21 protein-coding genes are annotated in these 23,155 nt (G+C 44.4%); 1 reads left to right on the forward strand and 20 read right to left on the reverse strand.

Annotation, left to right across the window (positions count from 1 at the left end; all coding sequences use genetic code 11):
* Positions 1-2: 2 nt before the first annotated feature.
* The 3 genes from purC to B6K08_RS02920 form a co-directional block, all read right to left on the reverse strand.
* Complete coding sequence (gene purC / locus B6K08_RS02910; protein WP_027396303.1) at positions 3-719, reverse strand: phosphoribosylaminoimidazolesuccinocarboxamide synthase; 717 nt, start codon at positions 717-719, stop codon at positions 3-5.
* A gap of 60 nt (positions 720-779) precedes the next feature.
* Complete coding sequence (gene purE / locus B6K08_RS02915; RefSeq protein WP_039206102.1) at positions 780-1,274, reverse strand: 5-(carboxyamino)imidazole ribonucleotide mutase; 495 nt, start codon at positions 1,272-1,274, stop codon at positions 780-782.
* 146 nt (positions 1,275-1,420) lie between these two features.
* On the reverse strand, positions 1,421-1,747 hold the full coding sequence (locus B6K08_RS02920) for a hypothetical protein (RefSeq protein ID WP_039206103.1): 327 nt from the start codon (positions 1,745-1,747) through the stop codon (positions 1,421-1,423).
* A gap of 135 nt (positions 1,748-1,882) precedes the next feature.
* Between B6K08_RS02920 and B6K08_RS02925 the strand changes: the two genes are divergently transcribed.
* A complete protein-coding gene (locus B6K08_RS02925) occupies positions 1,883-2,737 on the forward strand; it encodes an AraC family transcriptional regulator (RefSeq protein WP_039206104.1) in 855 nt (284 codons plus the stop codon).
* 81 nt (positions 2,738-2,818) lie between these two features.
* Here the strand turns inward: B6K08_RS02925 and B6K08_RS13675 are convergent, their stop codons facing one another.
* From B6K08_RS13675 to B6K08_RS03010, 17 genes are all read right to left on the reverse strand, one after another.
* The gene (locus tag B6K08_RS13675) at positions 2,819-4,915 is read right to left on the reverse strand and encodes a methyl-accepting chemotaxis protein (RefSeq protein WP_080325324.1); all 2,097 of its coding nucleotides are present in this window, start codon (positions 4,913-4,915) and stop codon (positions 2,819-2,821) included.
* Positions 4,916-5,153: 238 nt separating this feature from the next.
* Positions 5,154-7,112 carry a molecular chaperone HtpG gene (gene htpG, locus B6K08_RS02935; RefSeq protein ID WP_039210139.1) on the reverse strand — a complete coding sequence of 653 codons (1,959 nt, stop codon included), beginning with the start codon at positions 7,110-7,112 and terminating at the stop codon, positions 5,154-5,156.
* Positions 7,113-7,288: 176 nt separating this feature from the next.
* Entirely contained in the window at positions 7,289-8,023 is a 735-nt protein-coding gene (locus B6K08_RS02940; protein WP_039210142.1) for a hypothetical protein, read from the reverse strand.
* Between the two features lie 101 nt (positions 8,024-8,124).
* A complete protein-coding gene (locus B6K08_RS02945) occupies positions 8,125-8,592 on the reverse strand; it encodes a CinA family protein (protein ID WP_039210145.1) in 468 nt (155 codons plus the stop codon).
* A gap of 10 nt (positions 8,593-8,602) precedes the next feature.
* Positions 8,603-9,928 (reverse strand): 30S ribosomal protein S12 methylthiotransferase RimO, encoded by a 1,326-nt coding sequence (gene rimO / locus B6K08_RS02950; RefSeq protein ID WP_039210149.1) that lies wholly within the window; start codon positions 9,926-9,928, stop codon positions 8,603-8,605.
* 35 nt (positions 9,929-9,963) lie between these two features.
* On the reverse strand, positions 9,964-10,986 hold the full coding sequence (locus B6K08_RS02955; protein ID WP_039210153.1) for an ABC transporter substrate-binding protein: 1,023 nt from the start codon (positions 10,984-10,986) through the stop codon (positions 9,964-9,966).
* A 209-nt stretch (positions 10,987-11,195) separates the two neighbouring features.
* Positions 11,196-12,350, reverse strand: coding sequence for a cell division protein FtsZ (ftsZ, locus tag B6K08_RS02960; protein ID WP_027396293.1), 1,155 nt, complete (start codon positions 12,348-12,350; stop codon positions 11,196-11,198).
* A 110-nt stretch (positions 12,351-12,460) separates the two neighbouring features.
* Positions 12,461-12,793 (reverse strand): small basic family protein, encoded by a 333-nt coding sequence (locus tag B6K08_RS02965; protein WP_039210157.1) that lies wholly within the window; start codon positions 12,791-12,793, stop codon positions 12,461-12,463.
* Positions 12,790-13,485, reverse strand: coding sequence for a DUF881 domain-containing protein (locus B6K08_RS02970; protein WP_027396291.1), 696 nt, complete (start codon positions 13,483-13,485; stop codon positions 12,790-12,792). Before B6K08_RS02970 ends, B6K08_RS02965 begins: the two co-directional genes overlap by 4 nt.
* 19 nt (positions 13,486-13,504) lie before the next feature.
* On the reverse strand, positions 13,505-14,389 hold the full coding sequence (locus B6K08_RS02975) for a cell division protein FtsQ/DivIB (protein WP_039210160.1): 885 nt from the start codon (positions 14,387-14,389) through the stop codon (positions 13,505-13,507).
* 2 nt (positions 14,390-14,391) lie between these two features.
* The gene (locus B6K08_RS02980; protein ID WP_039210163.1) at positions 14,392-15,330 is read right to left on the reverse strand and encodes a D-alanine--D-alanine ligase family protein; all 939 of its coding nucleotides are present in this window, start codon (positions 15,328-15,330) and stop codon (positions 14,392-14,394) included.
* Between the two features lie 38 nt (positions 15,331-15,368).
* A complete protein-coding gene (gene murC, locus B6K08_RS02985; RefSeq protein WP_039210165.1) occupies positions 15,369-16,736 on the reverse strand; it encodes a UDP-N-acetylmuramate--L-alanine ligase in 1,368 nt (455 codons plus the stop codon).
* Positions 16,737-16,757: 21 nt separating this feature from the next.
* Positions 16,758-17,876 (reverse strand): undecaprenyldiphospho-muramoylpentapeptide beta-N-acetylglucosaminyltransferase, encoded by a 1,119-nt coding sequence (gene murG / locus B6K08_RS02990; RefSeq protein ID WP_039210169.1) that lies wholly within the window; start codon positions 17,874-17,876, stop codon positions 16,758-16,760.
* Entirely contained in the window at positions 17,873-19,240 is a 1,368-nt protein-coding gene (murD, locus tag B6K08_RS02995) for a UDP-N-acetylmuramoyl-L-alanine--D-glutamate ligase (RefSeq protein WP_039210172.1), read from the reverse strand. The genes murG and murD overlap by 4 nt, the downstream gene beginning before the upstream one ends.
* 35 nt (positions 19,241-19,275) lie before the next feature.
* Positions 19,276-20,235 carry a phospho-N-acetylmuramoyl-pentapeptide-transferase gene (mraY, locus tag B6K08_RS03000; protein ID WP_039210176.1) on the reverse strand — a complete coding sequence of 320 codons (960 nt, stop codon included), beginning with the start codon at positions 20,233-20,235 and terminating at the stop codon, positions 19,276-19,278.
* Between the two features lie 23 nt (positions 20,236-20,258).
* On the reverse strand, positions 20,259-21,638 hold the full coding sequence (locus B6K08_RS03005) for a UDP-N-acetylmuramoyl-tripeptide--D-alanyl-D-alanine ligase (RefSeq protein ID WP_039210179.1): 1,380 nt from the start codon (positions 21,636-21,638) through the stop codon (positions 20,259-20,261).
* Between the two features lie 7 nt (positions 21,639-21,645).
* Positions 21,646-23,142 (reverse strand): UDP-N-acetylmuramoyl-L-alanyl-D-glutamate--2,6-diaminopimelate ligase, encoded by a 1,497-nt coding sequence (locus B6K08_RS03010; protein WP_039210181.1) that lies wholly within the window; start codon positions 23,140-23,142, stop codon positions 21,646-21,648.
* Positions 23,143-23,155 lie beyond the last annotated feature (13 nt).

The raw sequence follows: 23,155 nt of genomic DNA on the forward strand, positions 1-23,155 counted from the left end.
TATTAGCGAACTTCACCGGTGAGACGCTTCAGAATCTCCTTGTATGCATCCTCAACATTACCAAGGTCACGACGGAAGCGGTCCTTGTCCAGCTTCTCCTTGGTTACGGAATCCCAGAAGCGGCAATTATCAGGAGAAATCTCATCAGCCAGGATAATCTTACCATCCTTATCACGGCCAAATTCCAGCTTAAAGTCAATGAGGTCAATGTTCTTGGTCTTAAGGTAATCAACCATAATCTTGTTAATCTTCAATGCCTGGGCCTCAATCTCGTCCAGCTCCTCTGCAGAAGCCAGCTTGCAGGCCAGTACATGATAACGATTAACCATTGGGTCACCTAAATCATCATTCTTATAGCAAAGCTCAATAACAGGCATGGACATAGGAGTACCCTCCTCCAGGCCAAGACGCTTAGCCAGGCTGCCAGCAGCCACATTACGGATAATAACCTCCAGTGGAACGATATCCAGCTTCTTAATCAATACGTTACGGTCATCCATAACCTCAATAACGTGATTGCTGATACCCTCTTTTGCTAACAAATCAAAGAAGAACATGGTAATCTTGTTGTTCATGATACCCTTATCCACAATTGTACCCTTCTTTGCACCATTACCGGCTGTAGCATCATCCTTGTAGTAGCAAATCAGCTGGTCTGGATTCTCAGTTGCGTACAAAATCTTTGCTTTGCCTTCGTAGATTGCGTTCTTCTTTTCCATTGTTTAAATAACCTCCAATTAAATAAACCTAAAAAATAATTCTATATGTAAAGTAAAGGATTAGTCCTTGTTAAGCTGCTGCTCAACACGCTTTGCCTTTGCTTCAACATCGGAAACCATTTTTTCCCTGTACTTTATCAGCTTTTCCTTAATGTCCTTATCGGAGAGAGCGAAAATTTCTGCAATAAAAATGGCGGCGTTCTTTGCTCCGTTAATTGACATAGTAGCTACAGGTATGCCAGAAGGCATCTGAACTGTACTAAGCAATGCATCCATGCCGTTTAATGAAGTAGCATTTATAGGTACTCCAATAACTGGCAGGGTGGTATAACTCGCAATAACGCCACCTAAATGGGCTGCAGCACCAGCTGCTGATATGAATGCTCCTACACCTCGCTCAGGTGCAGTAGTCACTATTTCTTTAACCTTTGCCGGGGTACGGTGGGCTGACGCCACGACAACCTCTGCCTCAATGCCAAACTGCTTCAAAAGGTCATATCCCGGCTTTAAAACTGGCCAATCTGAATCGCTCCCCATAATAATGGATGCTTTCATTTAGTTCTCAACTCCTCTGTTAAAATAAATATGACAGACGATAACTTACTCATACAATATATCATCAAAAATAAAACACTGTCAACGAAAAGGGAGCCTTTATCCCCCCTGTTAACAGTGTTTGAATTAATTCAAATTGATTGGTATTAACAAGCCGCTTTTATAAGTGTCTTTTCGGACACAATTGTGCTTAAATAATAATCGGTTACATGATATTCACGTTCATGACTACCAGCAGAAATAGTTCTTGCTGCCTTAAAATCGTTCAGGTCAGGAACTACGTTATGACCCTCGGCATTATAGATGGCAATAACGGTATCATGAACCATATCCATGAATACGACCCTGTCTGCTCCCAGGCCGCTACGAAAAGCTGCCAGCTTACAAACAGTATCACCGTTCATCAGGGATTCATTGTAGTCCAGTACCAAGTATTTCAGGTTATTTATATCTAAGCCATATACAATCTGCATGGTCATTACCTCCTTACCTTTGATGGTTTTATTATAACAGGCACATTTTACATAAAATATGAAATTATTGCTATTTATATTGCAAAAAGTGCTATAATATAATAAAGCAATACTATCAAACTATGAGGTACTATTATGAATACTTATAAAAAAAAGGGCTTCTTGCACCAGCATTTTCGTATCTTTCACCTAAAAGATACCGCCATGAAGGAGATCCCCTTTCATTATCACGATTTTCATAAAATCATCATTTTTATAGACGGCGAAGGCCAATATATAATCGAGGGGAAAAACTATCCCTTGGAGCCCAGGGACATACTCTTTGTCAGTGCCGGCGAAATCCACCGCCCCGTTACCTATCCCGGCAAGCTATATGAACGTATTGTTATCTACGTTTCCCAGGACTTTCTCACCCACTGGCAAAATGAGCAATGGAATGAGGGAGAAGTTGATCTTTCCAGCTGCTTTCTGCGAGCCAAGGAAAGCTCCAGTGTAATGCACATGCCAAAGGGCACCGAGCATGATTTGCTTTTTCACATGAAAAAAATTGAAAAGGTGGACAAGGGACAGGGCTTTGCCAATGAGCTGTACACAGAAATTCTTTTTATTGAATTTATGATATTGCTGAACCGTGCCCTTATGACAAATCAACTGGAAAAGCTCCATGAGGCCACCTACGACCCCAAGGTCCAGCTGGTGCTGGAATACATCAATTCCCATCTGGAGGAGGACCTTACTGTAGACTTACTTTCTGATACTGTCTTTGTCAGTAAGTATCATCTGATGCGAAAATTCAAGGCCGAAACTGGCTACAGCGTCCACCAGTATATCTCCAGCAAGCGGCTTCTTTTAGCCAAGGAGCTTCTAAGCACCACCTCCGCCCCCATTACTGATATATGTTTTCAATGCGGATTCAAGGACTATTCCACCTTCTCACGGGAATTCAAAAAGCAATTCAAGGTATCCGCCAGAGAATACCGAAAGAACTAAAATAAGTATCATAAAAAAGTCCTATGACTCATGCAGCTGCTCCTGCATTTATCATAGGACTTTTTTGATTAAAATGGATAATTATTTATTCAATCTGAAATTGCTGACTGCCTCCCGCAGGCTCTCGGCAATAGTCGACTGCTGCTGACTTATACCACTTACATCTCTTACAGAATCGGATACTTCATCCACCGCATCGGTAATCTGTACGGTAAGAGCGGCTGTTGACTGGGCCGAATTAGCAATCTGGGCTATAGCCTTATTGACCTGCTCCATGGTATCATTGACATTTCCACTGGTTTCAGCAATCTTTTGGGAAACGGCACGGAAGGTTTCCGCATCAGTTCCATATTGCTTAGCCACCTTGGTAAACTCAATATATTGAGGTGCTACAGTTTCGTTAAGGAAGGTCAAAATATCTCCGGCATCACTGGAAAGGGTTGCAACGGCACTCTGAACTGCACTTATATTCTGCTGAATCTCCTCTACAGTATCAGCCGTCTCCTTGGCCAGCTTACCAATTTCCATCGCAACTACCGTAAATCCACGTCCGGACTCGCCTGCACTGGCTGCCTCAATAGATGCATTCAAAGAAAGAAGATTTATCTGCTTTGCTATACCGGAAATAGTAGCCGCCATTGATCCGACCTGCTCCACAGTTCTTGACTGCTCGATTGATTCTGCCAGCTTGGTGCTAAATTCCTTGGCCAGCTTTTCAGCTGACAGACTGGCCTCTGTTGAGTTTTTCTCCACTTCCTTTGCTCTGGTACGAATTTCCTCAGCCTGTTTCAGGCTATTGGTTGCCTCACCAAGCAATACATGAGCCGCCTGACTTACGCTGTCTACCGAAGCATTGACCTCCTCTGTTGCCGAGCTGGCACTCATCATGGCCTCATTTATGGATGTCATTTTATTCTGAATTGTATCCATACGCTCTGTCAGCATTTCAGCGGATGCTCCCAGCGTGCGGCTGGACTCATTCATACTGCCGGAATGCTCAGAAATGGTATTAATGACCTTCTTGGTCTGACGGTACATTCGATTGATGGCATTTCCCAAATGCCCAATTTCATCATTAGCTTTTGCGATAACCTCAGGGCGAGCATAATCTCCATCGGCCAAATCCTCAGCAAATTTCTTGTCTACACCAATTCTCGTCGCATAACCAGAAACAGTACGATAGGCCGCAAGCATAAGCAATACCAGCACTACTACTGCAATCCCTGCCAAAGTAAATAACAGTTTATATGCTTCGGAATACAAATCACTCTTGGAAATAACCACACCAAGATGCCAGTTAATATCTGGTATAGTCTGATAATAAACGATCATGGTATCACCATTTTCGTTTTCAAACTGGGTATTGCCATCCTGCGTTGCAGAAACCATCTGCTTCATGGCGGCAGCCATGGAAGCATTTGACTCCTCGGTAGCTTTTGTCTCCCCGTTCAGCTTTGCTTCATCAACACCGGCAATATAAGTACCATCATCCGAGGTCAGTATCGCATATCCCTTGCCGTTAATATGTATTCCCTTAACCATCTCAGAAATGGAGGCCAGAGAAATATCAAGAGTTACGTTACCAACATATTTACCTGCATCTCCCTCGGAATACATAGGTGAGGAGTAAGTCACCATCATAATTTTGGCCGCTGAATCATAATACGGCTCAGTAAGGGCCGCATCACCATGCTTGGCAGCCTTGCCCAGCTTATACCAATCCGTTGGAATGTAGTCTCCACTTTCCTTGACATAATCATAGGAAACCTTTAAATTGCCATTCTCCCGGAAAACAAACGGACATACATACATATCCGATGGGCGATAAGCAAATGGTTCAAACCATACACCGCCACCATTGGCCAGTTCCTCATCCTTCAGAGTATTTACCAAATCATTGGCCATTTCCTCCTGGGATTCCTTTAAATAATCGAATTCCATGGAAGCAGCCATATTCTCACTAATAAGCTTCATGCGACTGAGCCTTGACTGAATATCAATGGCATTGGCCTTAATAGTCTGGTGCGTACTTTGTTCTGTCAATTCAGAAATATTGCCATAGGAATTATATCCCGCCAAGGCTGTAATGATGATAAGTCCTATTACAATAGGCGGAAGCAATGAAAGGCACATTTTCAACTTAACACTACGGTATTTACCGGAATATTCATCTTGCATAATACCACCCCTTTTTATATAGTTCTAAATTATCTATTCGACAATAATTACTTTTTTCCTACCCTATCGCTAAGTTTTTTTATTTTAGTTTTCTTTCCCAGCCTAAAAGATAAATGGGCGAACTAAAACCTCATCACACTAAAAAATCCCATGACCAATAATAATTTTATGGTCACGGGATTTTCACCTGAACTAAATTATTGAATTATACACGAGGTTGATGACATACTAATCATCATTATTTTGCCATCAATTCAGCAATCTTATTGGCAAAGTCCACTGGGTTCTCTGGCATTATGCCCTCAATGATAAGGGCCTGAGTGTACAGCAGATCACAGTAATCCTTGAAGTCCTGACTATCCTTGCCGGCAGAGTGCAGCCCCTGCAGACGGGTAAACAGAGCATGATGCGGATTAATCTCCAAAATACGCTTAGCCTTGAACATATGGTTATCCATAGCCGCAAAGGTATGCTCCATGGACAGGGATGGTCCCTGGGCATCTGCCACAAGACATACGGCACTGGATTTCAGACGGGCAGAGATTTTAACCTCAGCCACCTTGTCAGCCAGAGCCTCCTTGATATCCTTAATAAGGTCATCATTGGTCTTGGCCAGCTCCTCAGTTTCCTTCTTAACCTCCTGGGACTCAGCATCATCCAAATCCAAGTCACCACGGCTGATGGACTGGAATTCCTTATCAGCATAGGTACGAATAGCCTCAATAGCGAATTCATCCACTGGATCAAGGAGATAGAGAACCTCAAGTCCCTTTTCCTTCAAAAGCTCCATCTGAGGCAGCTTTTCAATGGTTGCCTGATCGGTACCAGTAGCATAATAAATCTTCTTCTGGCTTTCTGGCATACGCTCAACATATTCCTTCAGGGAAACATTCTTGCCATCCTTTGAGGATACAAAGAGCAGCAGCTCCTTCAGCTTATTGATTATATCATTGCCGGTAAACATGCTGTTATAGATACCAATCTTTAAGGACTTGCCAAACTCAGCCCAGAACTTCTCGTAGCCCTCACGGTCCTTGCTGAGCTTTCTTTCCAGCGACTTCAAAATAGTCTTTTCCATGTTCTTGCCGATGGTCTTAAGCTCACGGCTCTGCTGCAAAAGCTCACGGGAAATATTCAAAGATAAATCAGGAGAATCCACCAAGCCCTTTACAAAGCCAAGATAATCCGGCAATAAGTCCTTGCATTTATCCATGATGAATACGTGACGGGAATAAAGCTGAATGCCTGGCTCATAGTCAGTGTGATACAGGTTAAATGGTGCCTTGGCTGGAATATACAGGAGAGAAGTATACTCAACAGTTCCCTCGGCCTTATTATGGAATACCTCCATTGGCTCCTCCCACTCATGGAATTGGGTCTTCAGGAACTTGCTGTATTCTTCCTTGGAGATATCAGACTTGTTCTTGGTCCACAGTGGCTGCATGGAATTAAGAGTACGAACCTCGGTCTTCTTAATCTTCTCAGCACCTTCAATTTCCTTGCCCTCTTCATCACGAGGAGTTTCCTCTGTTTCAAAGTTCATCTTGATAGGATAACGGACATAATCGGAATACTTCTTTACCAAATTCTGAATATTCCAGTTGTCAGTGAAGTTTTCCTCAGCACTATCGCCATAGAAATCCTTGCCCAAGGTAATTGTAATGGTGGTACCGCGGGTTTCCTTTTCGCATTCCTCCATGGTGTAAGAACCATCACCTGTGGATTCCCAACGAACAGCCTCCTTCTCCCCGGCCTTGCGGGTCACTACAGTAACCTTCTCTGCCACCATAAATGCGGAATAGAAGCCAACACCAAACTGGCCAATGAGATTATCACTGATATCAGCATTGCCGGCATTTTCCTTTTCCTTCTTAAGCTGCTCCAAAAAGGCCTTGGTGCCGGATTTTGCAATAGTACCAAGGTTCTCCACAATTTCTTCCTTGTTCATGCCAATACCATTATCAGAGATGGTAAGAGTATGGCTGTCCTTGTCAGGGATAAGGAAAATCTCATAATCTTCATTGCCCTCAAGAATGCTCTTATCGGTAAGGGAAGCAAAGTGCAGCTTATCGATGGCATCAGAGGCATTGGAAATCAGCTCACGAAGGAATATTTCGTGATTTGTATAGATGCTGTGAATCATCAGATTAAGCAGCTGTTTTGTTTCCGCTTGAAATTCATGGGTTTCTTTTGCCATTATAAAGACTCCTTTATGTAAATATAATAATTGATAATTTTTAGCACTCCCAATGTGTGAGTGCTAACTCACAACTGATATAATACATCAAAAAGTCAATAATGTCAAAAATATACTTCACACATAAAAAAAGAACCTGCACTTCATCAGTACAGGCTCTGTCATTTAGACTAAAATTAGTTTTTCTTTTTCTTTGGCAGCTTGGACAGCTCAAGGAACTGCTGATACTCAGAGGTTGGCCACTGCTTGAAGGTGGTGAGGGCCGCATTGTAGGTTGCCACACCTGGCATGGTAATCTCAGGGTTATCAATCAAAGAAATCATGAAATGACCGCCAAACTCACCAGGCATATAGGTCTTTACCATCTGGCTCTCAGCCTTTATGGTTTCAAGGTTACCGTCGCCCTTGGCATCCACCTTCAGCTCTTTAGGAGTATAACCATAGATACCAAAGGTATTTTCAGCCACCTCTACCACACGGGTATTTACGAGAATGTATTTATCGGAAAATTTATCCAGAATAGCCTTACGCTCTGCATCACTGGCAGTACCGGCATTTGCAGGAATATCAGCGTCCTCGTAGGCATTGATAAGAACTACCCATGCCTTTTTAATATCATTGATGTCACCTTCAAAAATCAGTACATCTCCCTTGGCCTCCTCATCAAAGAAGCTGGCTGGGACCACATTAGGCGTGGTTGGACACATAATAGTGTAACCGAAACGGGTGCTGGTATACTTGTATGGAAGACTTACCTGAACCACGTTGTCACCATTGGCCTCTGTTGCAGCTGTCTGACCTGCCGGTGCAGCAGCATTCTCCGCAGAAACGGAAGACATAGCTGGTACCATGAGGAAGGCACCCATAACAGCAGCCATAAATCCCTTAATTAACGCATTTTTTATTTTCATTATTATTCCCCCACAATTCAATAATATTTGAATTTCACTATGGCTATTCTAATGGACTTTTTTGAAAAAATAGTGAAAACCATATTAAATAACCATTAAAATCATCTAATATATTTTATCAGCATTGTCAAGGCTTTGTCAGTAGTTTGTTTTTTTATCTCGCTGCGACTGCCCTTAAAGAGGTTTTTGGTTACGATTACACCCTTGGGTCCGGCAATGGAAATATACACCAGCCCCACCGGTTTCTCCACGCTGCCTCCACCAGGACCTGCAATTCCGGTAATTCCCACACCGATATCAGCACCGATTCTCCCCCTGACACCACCAGACATTTCTTTGGCTGTCTGCTCACTTACTGCCCCAAACTGTTTCAAGGTTTCTTCCTTCACGCCCAGATGAGACATTTTAACCTCGTTTGTATAGGAAACAATGGAGCCCAAGACATAGGCTGAACTTCCAGCCACGTCTGTCAGGCGACTGGTTAATAATCCACCAGTACATGATTCAGCACAGGCTATAGTCTGACTGGAATCCAGCAACAGCTTGCCCGCTTCCTCTTCCAATAACATGATTATCGCCTCACTCTGCCAGTTCGCCCACCAGATCCTCAGTAAAGCCCTGGAGAATACGAACCTTAACTATGTCCCCCACTTTGCTGGTGGTATCATCTTCAATATACACCAGGTCATCCACATCATCTGCCTGGCGATAGGAACGACCATAGGAGGTACCATCTTCAGTATGACCTTCAACAATTACCTCCAGCACCTGATCCACCAGAGATTCATTTATCTCTTGGGAAATAAGGCTCTGAATGGCCTTTATCTCATGATAACGATCCTGCATAACATCGTCATCCACCTGTCCATCCATATTTGCTGCCGGAGTATCCTCTTCCTTCGAGTAGGTGAAGAAGCCAGCATGATCAAAGCGCTGCTCCTGAATAAAGTCCTTAAGCTCCTGGAACTGCTCCTCAGTTTCCCCAGGAAATCCCACAATAAATGTGGAGCGAATAACTACCCCTGGCACCCTTTCACGAAGCTTTTTCAAGAGAGCTGTAATCTGCTCCTTTGTGTCAGGGCGACGCATTCTTCTAAGCACTTCATTGCTGGCATGCTGCAATGGAATATCCACATATTTTACAATTTTTTCCTCAGTGGCCATGACCTCAATAAGCTCATCATTAAGGAATCGTGGATAATTATAAAGGGTTCTGATCCACTTAATACCTTCTACTTTGCACAATTCCCGCAAAAGCTGTGCCAGGCGTGGCTCACCATAAATATCATGGCCATAATTTGTGGTATCCTGTGCAATAAGAACAATTTCCCGAACGCCCTTATCAACCAAATTCCTTACCTCTGCCACAATATCCTCCAGCTTACGGCTGCGGTATTTGCCACGAATCAGTGGAATGGCACAGAAGGCACAACGATTATTGCAGCCCTCGGCGATTTTGACATAGGCAGTATGCTTTGGTGTGGTTGGAATACGTGGCACCGATGCATCATAGATAGTTTCGTCACCCTTAATCACCAAGCGATTGCCCTTTAATGTCTCATCTATTACCTCAGTAACGCGGCCCCAAGCTTCAGTACCAATAATACCGTCTGCCTCAGGCAGCTCATCCAACAGCTCCTGACCATATCTCTGGCCAAGACAGCCTGCAATAATCAGACTCTTGCAGTGGCCCTTCTCTGGCTGCTTGTATTCTGCCATATTTAAAATTGTATTTATTGATTCCTCTTTTGCTGACTGAATAAAAGCACATGTATTCACAATTAGTATATCAGCATCAGATGGGTCATTTACAAGTTCAATCTCCCGTTCCTTAATGAGTCCCAGCATCACCTCTGTATCTACCAGATTCTTGGAACAGCCAAGACTTACAAATCCTGCTTTCAAGCTTTACCTCCTAAATATTATCTAAGTATCTAAAATTATCTGCCAAATCTTACTTCTTTAAGCCAGCGGTCTAACAGCTGTCGGCGTTCCTTTTCAGGATAATCTGCCAACTGGTCATATAAAACGACATTTTTACCCGCAAATTGCTTGGCTGCCATAAGTGAACCATTGGCCGGCATAAAATAAAAACCATTATTCATCATGGCCAACTGAGGCTCATCCGTCAGCATCCAATTAATGAACTCTTTGGCATTGTCACCATTTGGACAATTTATAAGAAGCCCAATTCCCGTAAGAGTGTAGGCCGTACCCTCATCAGGATAAATAATCTTTAAAGGATATCCATCACCAATATATCGCAGGGCTTCACTTTGAACCACCACGGAAATATCTGCCTCTCCCATACCGGTCATTCGGGCAGGAGTTGATAAATACTTAGCGTATTGCACCACATGGGGATGGAGCTGCTTCATGTAATTAAGAGCACTATCCTCACCATTCTGGGCTACCATAAACATGTAAATGTTTGCTGCATTGTCAGCCGCCATAAAATCCGTTATACCCAGCCGATAATTCTGCAATTGATCTAATTCCTTCCAAGATGCAGGAATATGAGGCAGACGTTGCATATAATCCGTATTTACACAGAAAACCACCGGGTCATACCAAAGACCTGTCCAAAATCCCCTATCATCCTTAAAGCGATCGCTGACCGAGTCACCATACTCAGAAATATAAGGCTGAAGCCAGCCATCGGCAGCATTTCTGCGCAACACACGGCTATCAGTCAGTATAAGATCAGCCTTACCAGTTTCCTTTATTCTGTCTTTAAGGTCACTTTCCGTCATAGGAACAAAGGTAACCCTAATCTTATGGCTTTTTTCATAAGCCTCGGCCACAGGGGCAACGTTCTCCGCCGGCAGGGTAGTATAAACAACAATGTTCCCCCGAAGACGACTGTCATCGTGGCTGCTGCCATTGGTAAAATACAAGGCACAGAATATGGAGGCAACAATCATTAGAAACGAGGTAATCAGCAACATTGAATATCTTTTCATATACTATACACCATCGATTCAGAAACAGAAAAATTAATTTGATTCACTAAGATTTCATAGTAAACTCCGTGCAAAATGATATTTTGCACTACGCCCTTACACGAAATCTAAAGCTCATCTGCATCCTTCGGATTTGATTCACTAAGATTTCATAGTAAAAATCCTGCAAGGAAATGAAACTCCCTGCAGGACTCGCAGTTTGAACTAAATTATTTGTTTGAGCGCATCCATACTGGAATATCAATTCCATTGGCCTTGTAGAAATCCTGCTTTGGAACGCCAATATTAGCTGCATTGGCACCCTGATTGCCAAACACCGGAACTCTCATGCCACTTGGTGGAGTCTGCTGTGGTGCCTGCTGATTTGCATTAGGCATTGTCGTATTCTGACGCCCCTGTTCAGACTCGAAGTCAGTAGCCACGACAGTAACACGAATGGAGTCACCCATGGTATCATCCACAGAAACACCCCAAATAATATTCGCATCTGGATGAGCCTCAGCAGTGATACTCTGGCTGGCCTCGTTAAGCTCCATCATATTGAGGTGAGAAGACTCACCAACAAAGTTGATGATTACACCCCTTGCACCACTTACGGATACCTCCAGGAGTGGGGAATTAACAGCCTCACGAAGAGCGTTCATAGGTGCATTATCACCAGAGGCTTCACCTATACCCATCAGTGCAGGACCAGCATTGCTCATAACAGCCTCAACATCGGCGAAATCCAGATTTACATAACCGGATTCGTTGATAAGATCGGAAATACTCTGTACACCCTGACGAAGGATGTCATCCACTTCTCTAAATGCATCAATAAATGAAGTGTTACGATCAATAATATTCAAAACCTTCTCGTTTGGAATTGTAATGATAGTATCAACACGCTGACGCAAAGCCGCAATACCAGCTTCAGCACGCTTCGTGCGCATACGGCCCTCATAAGAGAATGGACGGGTTACGACACCAACAGTAAGAGCACCAACCTGCTTGGCACACTCTGCCACAACCGGAGCTGCACCAGTACCGGTACCACCGCCCATACCTGCTGCGATAAATACCATATCAGCACCCTGAAGGGCTGCCATAATTTCCTCGCGATTTTCCTCAGCTGCCTTGGCACCAACCTCTGGACGGGCACCAGCACCCAATCCACGGGTTGCCTTACCGCCAATCTGAATACGAGTGGAAGCCAAAGACTGGTCCAATGCCTGAGAATCAGTGTTTACAGCGATAAACTCAACGCCCTTCACGCCGGCATTAACCATACAATTCACCGCGTTGCTGCCGCCACCGCCGACACCAACAACTTTAATCACGGCCTTGTCATCAAAATCTCCATAACTATCAAAATCTATTGGCACTCAAAAAACCCCCACATATATACTTTAATCCGAAAATAATATCAATACACTCATACATCAAATATTATAACATTAATTAATTTCAAAATCTATAGCTAGCGAATCTGAAATTAGTGCTTTTTAAGCAAATGCTGACGAATAAAGCCAAGGTTATTAAAAATTCTTAGGCCGAAGGCTAACAGAGCAACATAATATAAATCTATTCCCAGTCTGTCACCCACATAAACCAAGAAAGCTGCCATCAAAGAATTTGTAAAAAAACCGGAAATAAAAATCTTATCATCAAATGTGCCACTGCAAGCTGCCTTAATACCGCCAAAAACTGAGTCCATACAAGCCATAAGCGCAACTGAAAAGAGACTGGAGTATCCCGCAGGAATTCCAAAAGGTACCAAAAAGCCCAAAGTACCTCCAACGAGGAGACCAACTACTGCATAAATCATTTTGTCTCCTCCTCTTTGCTCGATGTGGTTGCCAGCTTATACTTGGTCGTTGCTTTATAGGCCGGAATCCACACATTATCCAATGGCTGTATGGTCAGATTTATACCCCAAACCTTCAGGGAATCCGCCACACCGCCACGCATATTGATAGAATTTACAAGATTATCCTTGTCTCCTATTGCACGAATCTCAAAGGGAGGAGCGGAACGAACATTGTTTACGGAAATAGTCGGCCCAGCACAGCGTATTTCTGAATTTGCGGTCAAGCGCTGACCGTTGATGGAAAGCGCCTCTGCACCAGCAGCCCTCAGTTCATTTACAACTTTAAGAATATCCTCATCATGCACCAGATAGAGATTTGGATCATTTTCCATTTTGGCCTTTTTGGCACTATCATCAATGGTAATAATGACCCCAGGCCCCTCCAAAGGTGTCATTCCGGAAATCATCATTATATCATCTGTTATTTTTTCCGATTTAGCATCCCCGGACATTCCCCTCAAATCGCGAATTTCAGCTTCCAGCTCCTTATTCTCAGCCTCAGCCTGATGGAGACGGGCAGCCAATTCCTCCACGCGCTGACTTGGCTGGGAAGCACGTATATCCTCTGTACTTTTAAACTGGATAACCAGCATAAAACCTAGAACCATGCAAACGCAGGCAATAGACAATCGCCCTTTTTCTAACTGCATTTTTCTCCTCCTATACCGACTATTCCTTTAGCTTAATGGAATATGAACCATCAAATCTGGCATCAACATAATCTATCGGATGCTTTGCCTGCTTAACCTCACGATTGACACTCTCAGTAATCTCCAGCTTATTCTGAAGACTATCCAAAGCTCCCATCTTAAGCTGAACAGAATGATTCATGTAAACCATTACATTATTAGGGTCCGAAATATTAATTTCGGCAATACTTGTTGCTGTATCCCGATTAAGCTTATCCAGAAAATCAAGTACCTGAGAAAGCTGCTGGTTTTCTGCAGTATCTCCTACAAAAAGATCCGATACCTCCACTCCGCTGACAATGGGCACAGGAATTTGGGACAGATTTCTGTGTGCATCCAATACGATTCCACCACGTCCCACCTCCAAATAACCATAATCACATTTTATGATAGCCAGTGGTATACGCTCCACCACTTGAATATCCAAAGAATTAGGGAAATTTCTCCTTACAATGGCCTGATCAATACGGATGTCCTTACCCATAGCCTGCATAATTTCATCCGTGGCCAGCTGGAAGAGATTCTCTCCCAAATTTACGCCGGAAATACGAATTATTTCCTCATCGGAAAGATAGGTATTGCCATGGACATTAACATGCTTCAGTACAAATACAGGGGAAAGGGCAATGGCAATAAAGGCCATAAAGGCTGCCAGCACCCCCAGGACCCGTAGTATGCCACTACGGGTAATAATCTTACGCTTAGGTTTTTCGTGAGCTGCCCCACTGACGGATTTGCCCACATTTCCCCTAATCACCGTATCATCAATGGATTCAGAGTTAATTGCATCCATAGTCCCCAGTGGCTTATATTCCATTGTGTTATCGATTATTTCCTTATTGTCGATATCTTCACCATTCATCATAATCAGTCCTCAAAACCAGCCATATACAGTATTTTCTGGCAAAGCTCAGGGAATTCAATGCCGGCAGCTCTGCCCGCATCAGGAACCAAAGATGTCTCTGTCATTCCCGGAACAGTATTCACCTCAATGGCATAAGGCTTATTGTCCTCGCTGAGCATGAAATCTACACGGGCTACACCGCAGCAGCCACATACGGCAAATGCGCGCTTAGCGATGTTCTGAATCTCCTTTGTAAGCTCGTCACTGATTGGAGCAGGAATGATATGCTGTGAAGCCCCTACCTTGTATTTGTTTACATAGTCGTACCATCCCTCAGAGGTGGTAATCTCAATAATTGGCAGGACCTCCTGCTTTTCCTCATTGCCATAAACAGCCACAGTCAGTTCACGGCCCTTGATATATTCCTCCACCAGAACTGCATTATCATATTTAAATGCCTCGTTAAGTGCAGCCTTCAAATCCTTAGTGTCCTTAACAATAACCACACCGATACTGGATCCCTGGGCAGCAGCTTTGACTACTACTGGAATTGAAAATTCTTTCTGAATCTCCTCGGCCAGATCACGCTGCTTATGCTCAAAACAAAAATATGTGTGAGACCGCGGGGTAGGTACATCACCAGCCTGAAAAAAACGCTTGGTGGCCACCTTGTCCATAGTAACAGCAGCCGCACAAACCCCGGAGCTGGTATATGGTATACCCAGCATTTCCAAAGTACCCTGAATAATGCCATCCTCACCGAATTTGCCATGAAGAGCATTAAAAACAAAATCCGCCTTCATTTCCCGAATCTCATCCACAAAGGTCTCTGGAACCAATTCCAAACCTACTGCATTATAATTCTTGGATTTTAAGGCATTTAAAATAGCAGTACCACTACGACGGGATACCTCCCCCTCGCTGGATGGTCCACCCATTACTACAACAATTTTTTTACTCATTTTAATTAAAAGCTCCCACTCATTCTATCTTAATATAATTATTTTAAAAGCTCTACCAGCTCTTCGCCGCACTTCACAATATCCCCGGCACCCATGGTCATAATGAGGTCACCCTCCTGGGCAATAGACTTAAGATACGCCGCTATTTCCTTCTTATCCTTGATGTAAACAGTCTTCTGGCCAGTCTGCTCAGCCACTTCCTTTACGAGGAGCTCACCATCAACCCCTGGAATTGGGTCCTCTCCGGCGGAATATACGTCAGTAAGCACCAAGAGATCGGCATCCTTAAAGCAGCTGCCATATTCCTTCTGCAAAAGCTGGGTACGGCTGTAGCGATGTGGCTGAAAAGCACACACCAGGCGCTTAGGCTGGGTCTGGCGGGCAGCCTTCAGTGTAGTTGCAATCTCTGTAGGATGATGGGCATAATCATCAACCACCCATACCCCCTGAGCTTTTCCCTTGGTCTGGAAGCGCCTTTTGGCACCATTAAACATGGTAAGCCCTTCAGCCATTTGGGCCACAGACTGGCCCAGGGTTATACCAGTAACCACACAGGCCATGGCATTAAGTACATTATGACGGCCAGGAACATTCAGCTTAACTGTACCCAAATTTTCTCCCTTATGAATAACGTCAAAGGAAGTTCCGCTGGCATCTGCCTTGATGTTGGCAGCCACATAATCCGCCTCATGGTCAATAGCATAGGATACAATCTTGCGGTTAACATTCTTAATGATATTTCTGATATTTTCATTATCAAAGCACACAACACCCCAGCCATCTTCACGAATCTGATTCAGGAACTGGGTAAAGGCCTTGATAATGTTTTCCATGGTTCCATAATGGTCCATGTGGTCATTTTCCACATTGGTAACAATACCAATATATGGATAATATTTCAGGAAAGTTCCATCACTTTCATCAGCCTCGGATACCAGATAATCACTTTTGCCTAGCTTGGCGTTACTACCAAGGTAATCCACCTCTCCACCGATGATGATGCTTGGAGATACCCCTTCGTAGTCCAATGACACTCCCAGCATGGAGGTGGTAGTGGTCTTGCCATGAGCACCAGCTACAGCAATACCCTTGGAATTATTGATTAAAAATGCATTTACATCTGAACGATGAAGACGCTTTAAACCAAGCCGCTTTGCCTCAACTACCTCAGGATTATTCTCACGGATGGCACTGGAAACAACGACTGCCTCTGTATCCTGAACATTCTCAGCACGCTGACCGATGAATACCTTGGCCCCCAAATCCCGAAGAATACCTGTCATAACAGATTCCTTAACATCGGAGCCAGAAACATTATATCCCTTTTCAACGAGAATCTTGGCCAATGCACTCATTCCAGCACCGCCAATACCTACAAAATGAACCTTTTTAATGCCTGTAAGCACTGTAATACATCCCTTCAAAAATTATTTCTGTTTATTACGGGCTAACTCTATAATCATTTCCGCAATAGTAGCTGCAGCCTCCGGATGACCAATACTATGGCTTCTTTCAGCCATTTCCTGCAAATGACGGTCATCAGCCAGCAGCTCCTCAATGGTGGAAATCAATATTTCTGCACTAATATCCTTATTGAGAATAACCTTCGCTGCACCAGCCTTTTCTATGGCACGGGCATTAAATTCCTGATGGTTTTCCGCAGCATACGGATATGGTATCAGCACTGCTGGAATCCCCTTGGCGGTGAGCTCCGCAAGGCCAGTGGCACCAGCACGGAAAACAGCCAAATCCGCCACAGCCATTGCTTGGGGCATATTATAAAGATATGGATAAACCTTAAGATTGGAGAACTTATCCAGATCTACCCCAGCCTCGGCGATACGCCTTAATATATCCTCATGCTCAGCCTTGCCGGTGGCATGGAGAATCTGAACCCGCTTACTGCCAGCAAAGTGCTTTAACACGCCTACCATGGCGCGGTTTATGCTGCGGGCACCACGGCTTCCCCCGGATACCAGCACAGTTTTCTTGGCTGGATCCAATTCAAAGGCACTGTATCCCGGCTCCCGCTGGGTATTAACCACCTCATCACGAATAGGATTACCAGTAAATATTACCTTATCCTGCGGAAAGTGCTTGTTTGCTTCAATAGCACCAGTAGCAATTCTGGAAACAAAATTGGATAAAATCTTGTTGGTAATACCAGGAACCACATTCTGTTCCTGAATCAGCGTAGGGATTCCCATAAGACTTGCGGCCATCAGCACTGGCCCACAAACATATCCTCCAGTGCCAATAACCACATCTGGTTTAAAATCACGAACAATCCCCGCAGCCTTGATTACACCCTTTATGGCCTTAAATGCCCGAAGGAAATTGGCAGGGCTCAAGCTTCTTTTAAAGCCCTGTAAATCTACTGTTTTAAATGGAAATCCTTCCTTTGGGACAATATCAGCCTCCAGGCCTTTACTGGTTCCCACATAAAGAACCTCCAGAGCATCTACTTTTTTCTGCAATGCCCGTATGATGGTGACGGCGGGATAAATATGACCGCCTGTACCACCGCCTGATACGATTATTTTCATTTAAGTAATTCCTTTACCAAACCCTTGAATACACGACCACGTTCTTCAAATCCAGTGAACATATCAAAGGATGCACAAGCCGGCGAAAGGAGCACCGTCTGAGGAATCCCAGCAATTTTATGGGCGATCTCCACAGCCTTTTCCATAGAATACCCTGCCTCATGGATATGCTCAGGACTATAGCCAGCTGCAATAGCACATTCCTTGAAACGGGCAGCTGCATCCCCCACAAGGATTAATTCATCTACACGTTCCTTCACCAGCTCCATAAACTCACTTAAATCCGTGTGCTTATCATCACCACCGGCAATGAGAATAAGATGCCCATCAAAGCTCTGCAATGCCTTTATGGCAGAATCAGTGTTTGTAGCTTTGGAATCATTGAAGTATGGAACTCCGTTTACAGTAGCTACTGGCTCAATGCGATGCTCTACTGGCTCAAATGCCTTAAGGCTCTCACCTATTTTAGGAAGACGGACACCGCCTAAATATGCTGCTGCAGCAGCCGCCAAAGCATTTTCAATATTGTGACCGCCCTTAATCTTCAATTCATCTGTACGGCACAGCTTACAGGTCTGACCGTTCCAGGAAATGGTAAGCCACCCATTATTAACAAAGGCACCCTCCTTAAGGATTTCCTTACGGCTGAAGAAGAAAACCTTGCCCTTGGCACGATTGGCCATATCACGGGTCTTTGCATCATCATAGTTAAGCACCAGAAAATCATCTGGTCCCTGATTGGCGAACATCTTCTCCTTCATTGCCTGATATACCTCAAGACTGCCATGGCGGACCACATGGTCAGGAGTCACATTCAATACTACGGCCACATGGGGATTGAAGGTGTTGGATGCCTCCATCTGATAGCTGGAAATCTCTGCCACAATACAGCTTCCCTCTCCAGCCTTAAGAGCCTCCTCACAAAGAGGTATACCAATGTTGCCACCCACTCCTGCATTAGGATATCTGGTACGCATAAGCTGCCCAAGAAGACTTACAGTGGTCGTCTTGCCATTTGTACCAGTTACGGCCAAAATTGGGGATTTAGCCAGATTATAAGCTACCTCCACCTCTGTGGTAACTGGAATATTACGCTTATACGCCTCCTGCACCACAGGAATACGAACTGGCACAGCCGGGGAAAGGATAAGCATATCCACACCATCAAGAAGGCTTGGCTCCTGCTTGCCAAATACCAGCTTAATGCCAGCATCACGAAGCTCCTGCATATTATAGCTGATATCCGCCTCAGCCTTGGAATCACTAAGAGTAACATCTGCTCCCATGTTCTTGGCAATCTTGGCAACAGCATTTCCACTGATACCAGCGCCGATCACCAACACTTTTTTTCCCATGAACTCCATTACTTACATCTCCTATTATTACCAAAAAAACTGGTTTACATACCAAATATACACAAAGCCAGCCCCAGAGCACCAGCAATGACTCCCACGGCCCAGAAGGTCCATACAACACGAACCTCACTCCATCCCTTCAGCTCAAAATGATGATGGATAGGACTCATGAGAAAGACTCTTTTTCCTGTGGTCTTAAATGAAGTGACCTGAATCATAACAGACAGGGCCTCGCAAACAAATACAAAGCCAATAACTGCCAGCAAAATTTCAGTATGAGTCAAAATGCCAAGGGCTGCCATAACACCACCCAAGGCCAAGGAGCCTGTGTCTCCCATGAAAATCTTAGCTGGATGGTAGTTGAATTTCAAAAAGCCAAGGCAGGCGCCAATGGTGGACGCACACATAATTGCCAAGTCTGTTTTTCCCATGGCACAGCATACCAGCATATAAAAGAAAGCTGCTACAGCCACAGTTCCGGAGGCCAGGCCATCAAGACCGTCAGTAAGATTTACCGCATTTGTGGCCCCCACCATAACGAAAAACAGCAGAGCGTAAAATCCATATCCCAGGTCAATGCTACCGGCAAATGGCACCCAAAGATCCGTAGGCAAGCCACCAAACACAGCTACCAGTGCAGCCATGATAATCTGTCCCAACAATTTCTGACGCGGTTTTAGTCCTTCGTTGTGCTTTCTGACAACCTTAATGTAGTCATCCAGAAATCCCAAGGCAAAATGACCTAAAACCACAAACACAGCCAGCATAATCTCTACAGTATGGTTGGCAAATACCAGTGTGGAAAGCACCAGCCCCAAAATAATCATCATACCGCCCATAGTTGGTGTTCCGCTCTTGGCCTGATGACTCTGAGGACCTTCCTCGCGGATAGCCTGGCCAAATTTCAGCTTATGAAGCTGAGGAATAAGCCAAGGTCCTATAGCTATCACTACAATGAAGCTCAATGCCAAAGCATAGGCTGTATTTATATTTATTTCCAACATGATTGTATTAAAGCCTCCAAAAATCAAATAAGGTCTATTATAGCTTCCATTTTCATACCACGGGATCCCTTAAAGAGTACCGTATCCTCTGGTTCAAGCAGCTCCTTCAGCTTTGTCGCTGCTGCCTCGTGGCTGTCCACATGGAAGACATTTTCCATACCAGCATCACTGGCACCCTTGGCAATTTCCCTGCCCATTGGGCCAAAAGCTACCAGAGCCACAGCACCACTTTCTGCCACCTGTCGTCCCACCTTCTGATGAGCAGCAACAGAAACATCACCCAGCTCCAGCATATCGCCCAACACAGCAATACGACGGCCCTTTGTTATTTCAGCCAAAGTATTTATGGCCGCCTCCATGGACATTGGGCTGGCATTATAAGCGTCATTTATAACATTGTACTGACCAACTCGTTTAGCCTCAAAGCGCATACCAGTCATTTCCAGACTATCGAGCCCCTGTTGAATAGAAGAAGCATCCAGCCCCAAAGCATAGCCTGCCGCAATGGCTGCCAAGGCATTGGAAACATTATGACGGCCTACCATTGGAAGGGTAAAGTCACCTACCTGGCCATTTGTACCCAAGCGACACTTGAAGGTTGTGCTGCTCAGACCGCCATTCAAATCAAAGGCCTTTATATCAGCCTCATTATCAATACCAAAAGTAATAACCTTAACACCGCTATTGCACTTATCTTTCATAGCAGCGGTATAAACATTGTCATTATTCAAAATAACAGTTCCACCGGATGGAATAGCCTCCACCAGCTCGGCCTTGGCCTTGGCGATGTTTTCCATGGAACCCAAAAGCTCCATGTGAGTTTCTCCAACGTTAGTAACGATACCAATGGTAGGAGTCGCTATTGGAGCCAGAGCCTTAATCTGACCAAGGCCACGCATACCGATTTCCACCACTGCTGCCCTATGAGTCTCATTCATATTGAGAAGAGTCATTGGCAGGCCAATTTCATTATTATAATTTGCCTGGGTCTTTAAAACCGGGAACCTGGCAGAAAGTACAGAGGCCGTCAAATCCTTGGTGGTGGTTTTACCATTGGAGCCAGTAATACATACCACCGGAATATCAAACCTCATGCGCCAAAAATGAGCCAATTCCTGGTAGGCTCTCTGGGTATCAGTGGAAGCCTTAATGATAGTTCCACCCAGCTCAGTCTTTGGCAGCTCATATTCATTGCTTACAAGCACACCATTAGCCCCCAGCTTCAGAGCCTCCTCGGCAAAGGTCTCACCATTAAAACGCTCCCCCTTCAGAGCTACAAACAAACAGCCAGGAATAATTTTGCGGGTATCGGTAACAATATCAGAAAAATGATTCTTGCCAATTTCCAGCACTTCCGCACCAGTTAAGGCACTCTCCACATCTTTTAATGAAAACTCAGGCATAATTTAATTACTCTCCCATTTTTGCTTTGATGGCCTCAGCAGCCACCTCTTTGTCGTCAAAATGAATTGTCTTATCCTTAAGAATCTGGTAATCCTCATGGCCCTTGCCGGCAATTACCACAATATCCCCAGTAGTGGCGATTTCCACTGCTCTGAAAATGGCCTCACGACGATCAATAATAGCTTCATGCTGCTTACTGCCCGCAGCCTGCTCAACACCTTCCACCACCTGACTGAGAATAAATGCAGGATCCTCAGTACGAGGATTATCGGAGGTAGCAACAATAATATCTGAAAGCTCAGCAGCTATACGCCCCATAATTGGACGCTTTGTCCGATCACGGTCACCACCACAGCCAAATACAGTAATAATACGATTGTCGCAAATCTTGCGGGCTGTGTTAAGAATATTTTCCAGTCCATCAGGGGTATGGGCATAATCCACAATAACGGCAAAGTCCTGACCGCCACGTACCAGCTCAAAACGGCCCGGCACACCGCCAAACTCCTCCAACGCTGCCTTAATGAATGGAAGTGGCACTCCCTCAGCCATAGCGGCTCCCGCCGCCGCCATTACGTTATATACATTGAAAATACCCGTAATCTTTAAATCCAGTGGCAAAGAGCCAAACTGCTGCTTTATCTCGAACTTGGTGCCACTGGCCAAGACCTGAATTTTTTCAGCCTTCAAGGATGCATCATTTTCAATACCATAAGTAATATGGCGACAATCAGCGTGATCCAACATGAATTTTCCTGCTTCGTCATCAATATTTACAACTGCAGTCTTACCATTCTTCACATTTGATGAACTGCTCACCATATCAAAGAGCTTTGCTTTGGCCAGCTTGTAGTTTTCCAAGGTCTTATGATAATCCAAATGATCCTGAGTGAGATTGGTAAATACCACCGTGTCAAATTCAACACCGGCCACCCTGTCCTGATCAAGGGCATGGGAAGACACTTCCATAACCACATAATCCATGTTTTTCTCCAGCATCATATTCATAGTATGCTGAAGCTCAACCACATCAGGGGTAGTATTATGAATCGGCAGCACCTCATCCTCTATCATTATCTGGATTGTACCAATAAGGCCAACCCTAAAGCCCATCTTACGCAGCATAGCCCGTATCATATAGCTTATAGAGGTCTTGCCGTTAGTGCCGGTTATACCAATTACACGCATACGCTGAGCGGGATAATCATAAAAAAATGGCACAATAACCTTCAGGGCTTCCTTCAGGTTTGGCACCAACAATACATCCATTCCAGCAGGCATAAAGGCGTTTTCATTATCTGTAATAATGGCCACAGCCCCCTTCTCCTTGGCCTGAGGAATGAAATCGTGACCATCTACATGTGCCCCCACCATACATACGAAAAGGGTACCTTCAGTAGCCTTTCTGGAATCATGTTCTATATCTTTAATTACAGTCTCACTGTTACCAATAATCTCTGCACCTTCAATAAGAGCTGCCAGTGAACCTAATGTTTTTGCCATTAGAAAATCCTCC

It is taken from the genome of Anaerovibrio lipolyticus DSM 3074 (genome assembly GCF_900141865.1).
GTDB classification, from domain to species: domain Bacteria; phylum Bacillota; class Negativicutes; order Selenomonadales; family Selenomonadaceae; genus Anaerovibrio; species Anaerovibrio lipolyticus.

Excerpts from the sequence above, each read along its gene's own strand:
- purC (WP_027396303.1), bottom strand. The coding sequence starts at position 719 with ATGGAAAAGAAGAACGCAATCTACGAAGGCAAAGCAAAGATTTTGTAC.
- purE (WP_039206102.1), bottom strand. The coding sequence starts at position 1,274 with ATGAAAGCATCCATTATTATGGGGAGCGATTCAGATTGGCCAGTTTTA.
- B6K08_RS02920 (WP_039206103.1), bottom strand. The coding sequence starts at position 1,747 with ATGCAGATTGTATATGGCTTAGATATAAATAACCTGAAATACTTGGTA.
- B6K08_RS02925 (WP_039206104.1), top strand. The coding sequence starts at position 1,883 with ATGAATACTTATAAAAAAAAGGGCTTCTTGCACCAGCATTTTCGTATC.
- B6K08_RS13675 (WP_080325324.1), bottom strand. The coding sequence starts at position 4,915 with ATGCAAGATGAATATTCCGGTAAATACCGTAGTGTTAAGTTGAAAATG.
- htpG (WP_039210139.1), bottom strand. The coding sequence starts at position 7,112 with ATGGCAAAAGAAACCCATGAATTTCAAGCGGAAACAAAACAGCTGCTT.
- B6K08_RS02940 (WP_039210142.1), bottom strand. The coding sequence starts at position 8,023 with ATGAAAATAAAAAATGCGTTAATTAAGGGATTTATGGCTGCTGTTATG.
- B6K08_RS02945 (WP_039210145.1), bottom strand. The coding sequence starts at position 8,592 with ATGTTATTGGAAGAGGAAGCGGGCAAGCTGTTGCTGGATTCCAGTCAG.
- B6K08_RS02955 (WP_039210153.1), bottom strand. The coding sequence starts at position 10,986 with ATGAAAAGATATTCAATGTTGCTGATTACCTCGTTTCTAATGATTGTT.
- B6K08_RS02965 (WP_039210157.1), bottom strand. The coding sequence starts at position 12,793 with ATGATTTATGCAGTAGTTGGTCTCCTCGTTGGAGGTACTTTGGGCTTT.
- B6K08_RS02970 (WP_027396291.1), bottom strand. The coding sequence starts at position 13,485 with ATGCAGTTAGAAAAAGGGCGATTGTCTATTGCCTGCGTTTGCATGGTT.
- B6K08_RS02975 (WP_039210160.1), bottom strand. The coding sequence starts at position 14,389 with ATGATGAATGGTGAAGATATCGACAATAAGGAAATAATCGATAACACA.
- B6K08_RS02980 (WP_039210163.1), bottom strand. The coding sequence starts at position 15,330 with ATGAGTAAAAAAATTGTTGTAGTAATGGGTGGACCATCCAGCGAGGGG.
- murG (WP_039210169.1), bottom strand. The coding sequence starts at position 17,876 with ATGAAAATAATCGTATCAGGCGGTGGTACAGGCGGTCATATTTATCCC.
- murD (WP_039210172.1), bottom strand. The coding sequence starts at position 19,240 with ATGGAGTTCATGGGAAAAAAAGTGTTGGTGATCGGCGCTGGTATCAGT.
- mraY (WP_039210176.1), bottom strand. The coding sequence starts at position 20,235 with ATGTTGGAAATAAATATAAATACAGCCTATGCTTTGGCATTGAGCTTC.
- B6K08_RS03005 (WP_039210179.1), bottom strand. The coding sequence starts at position 21,638 with ATGCCTGAGTTTTCATTAAAAGATGTGGAGAGTGCCTTAACTGGTGCG.
- B6K08_RS03010 (WP_039210181.1), bottom strand. The coding sequence starts at position 23,142 with ATGGCAAAAACATTAGGTTCACTGGCAGCTCTTATTGAAGGTGCAGAG.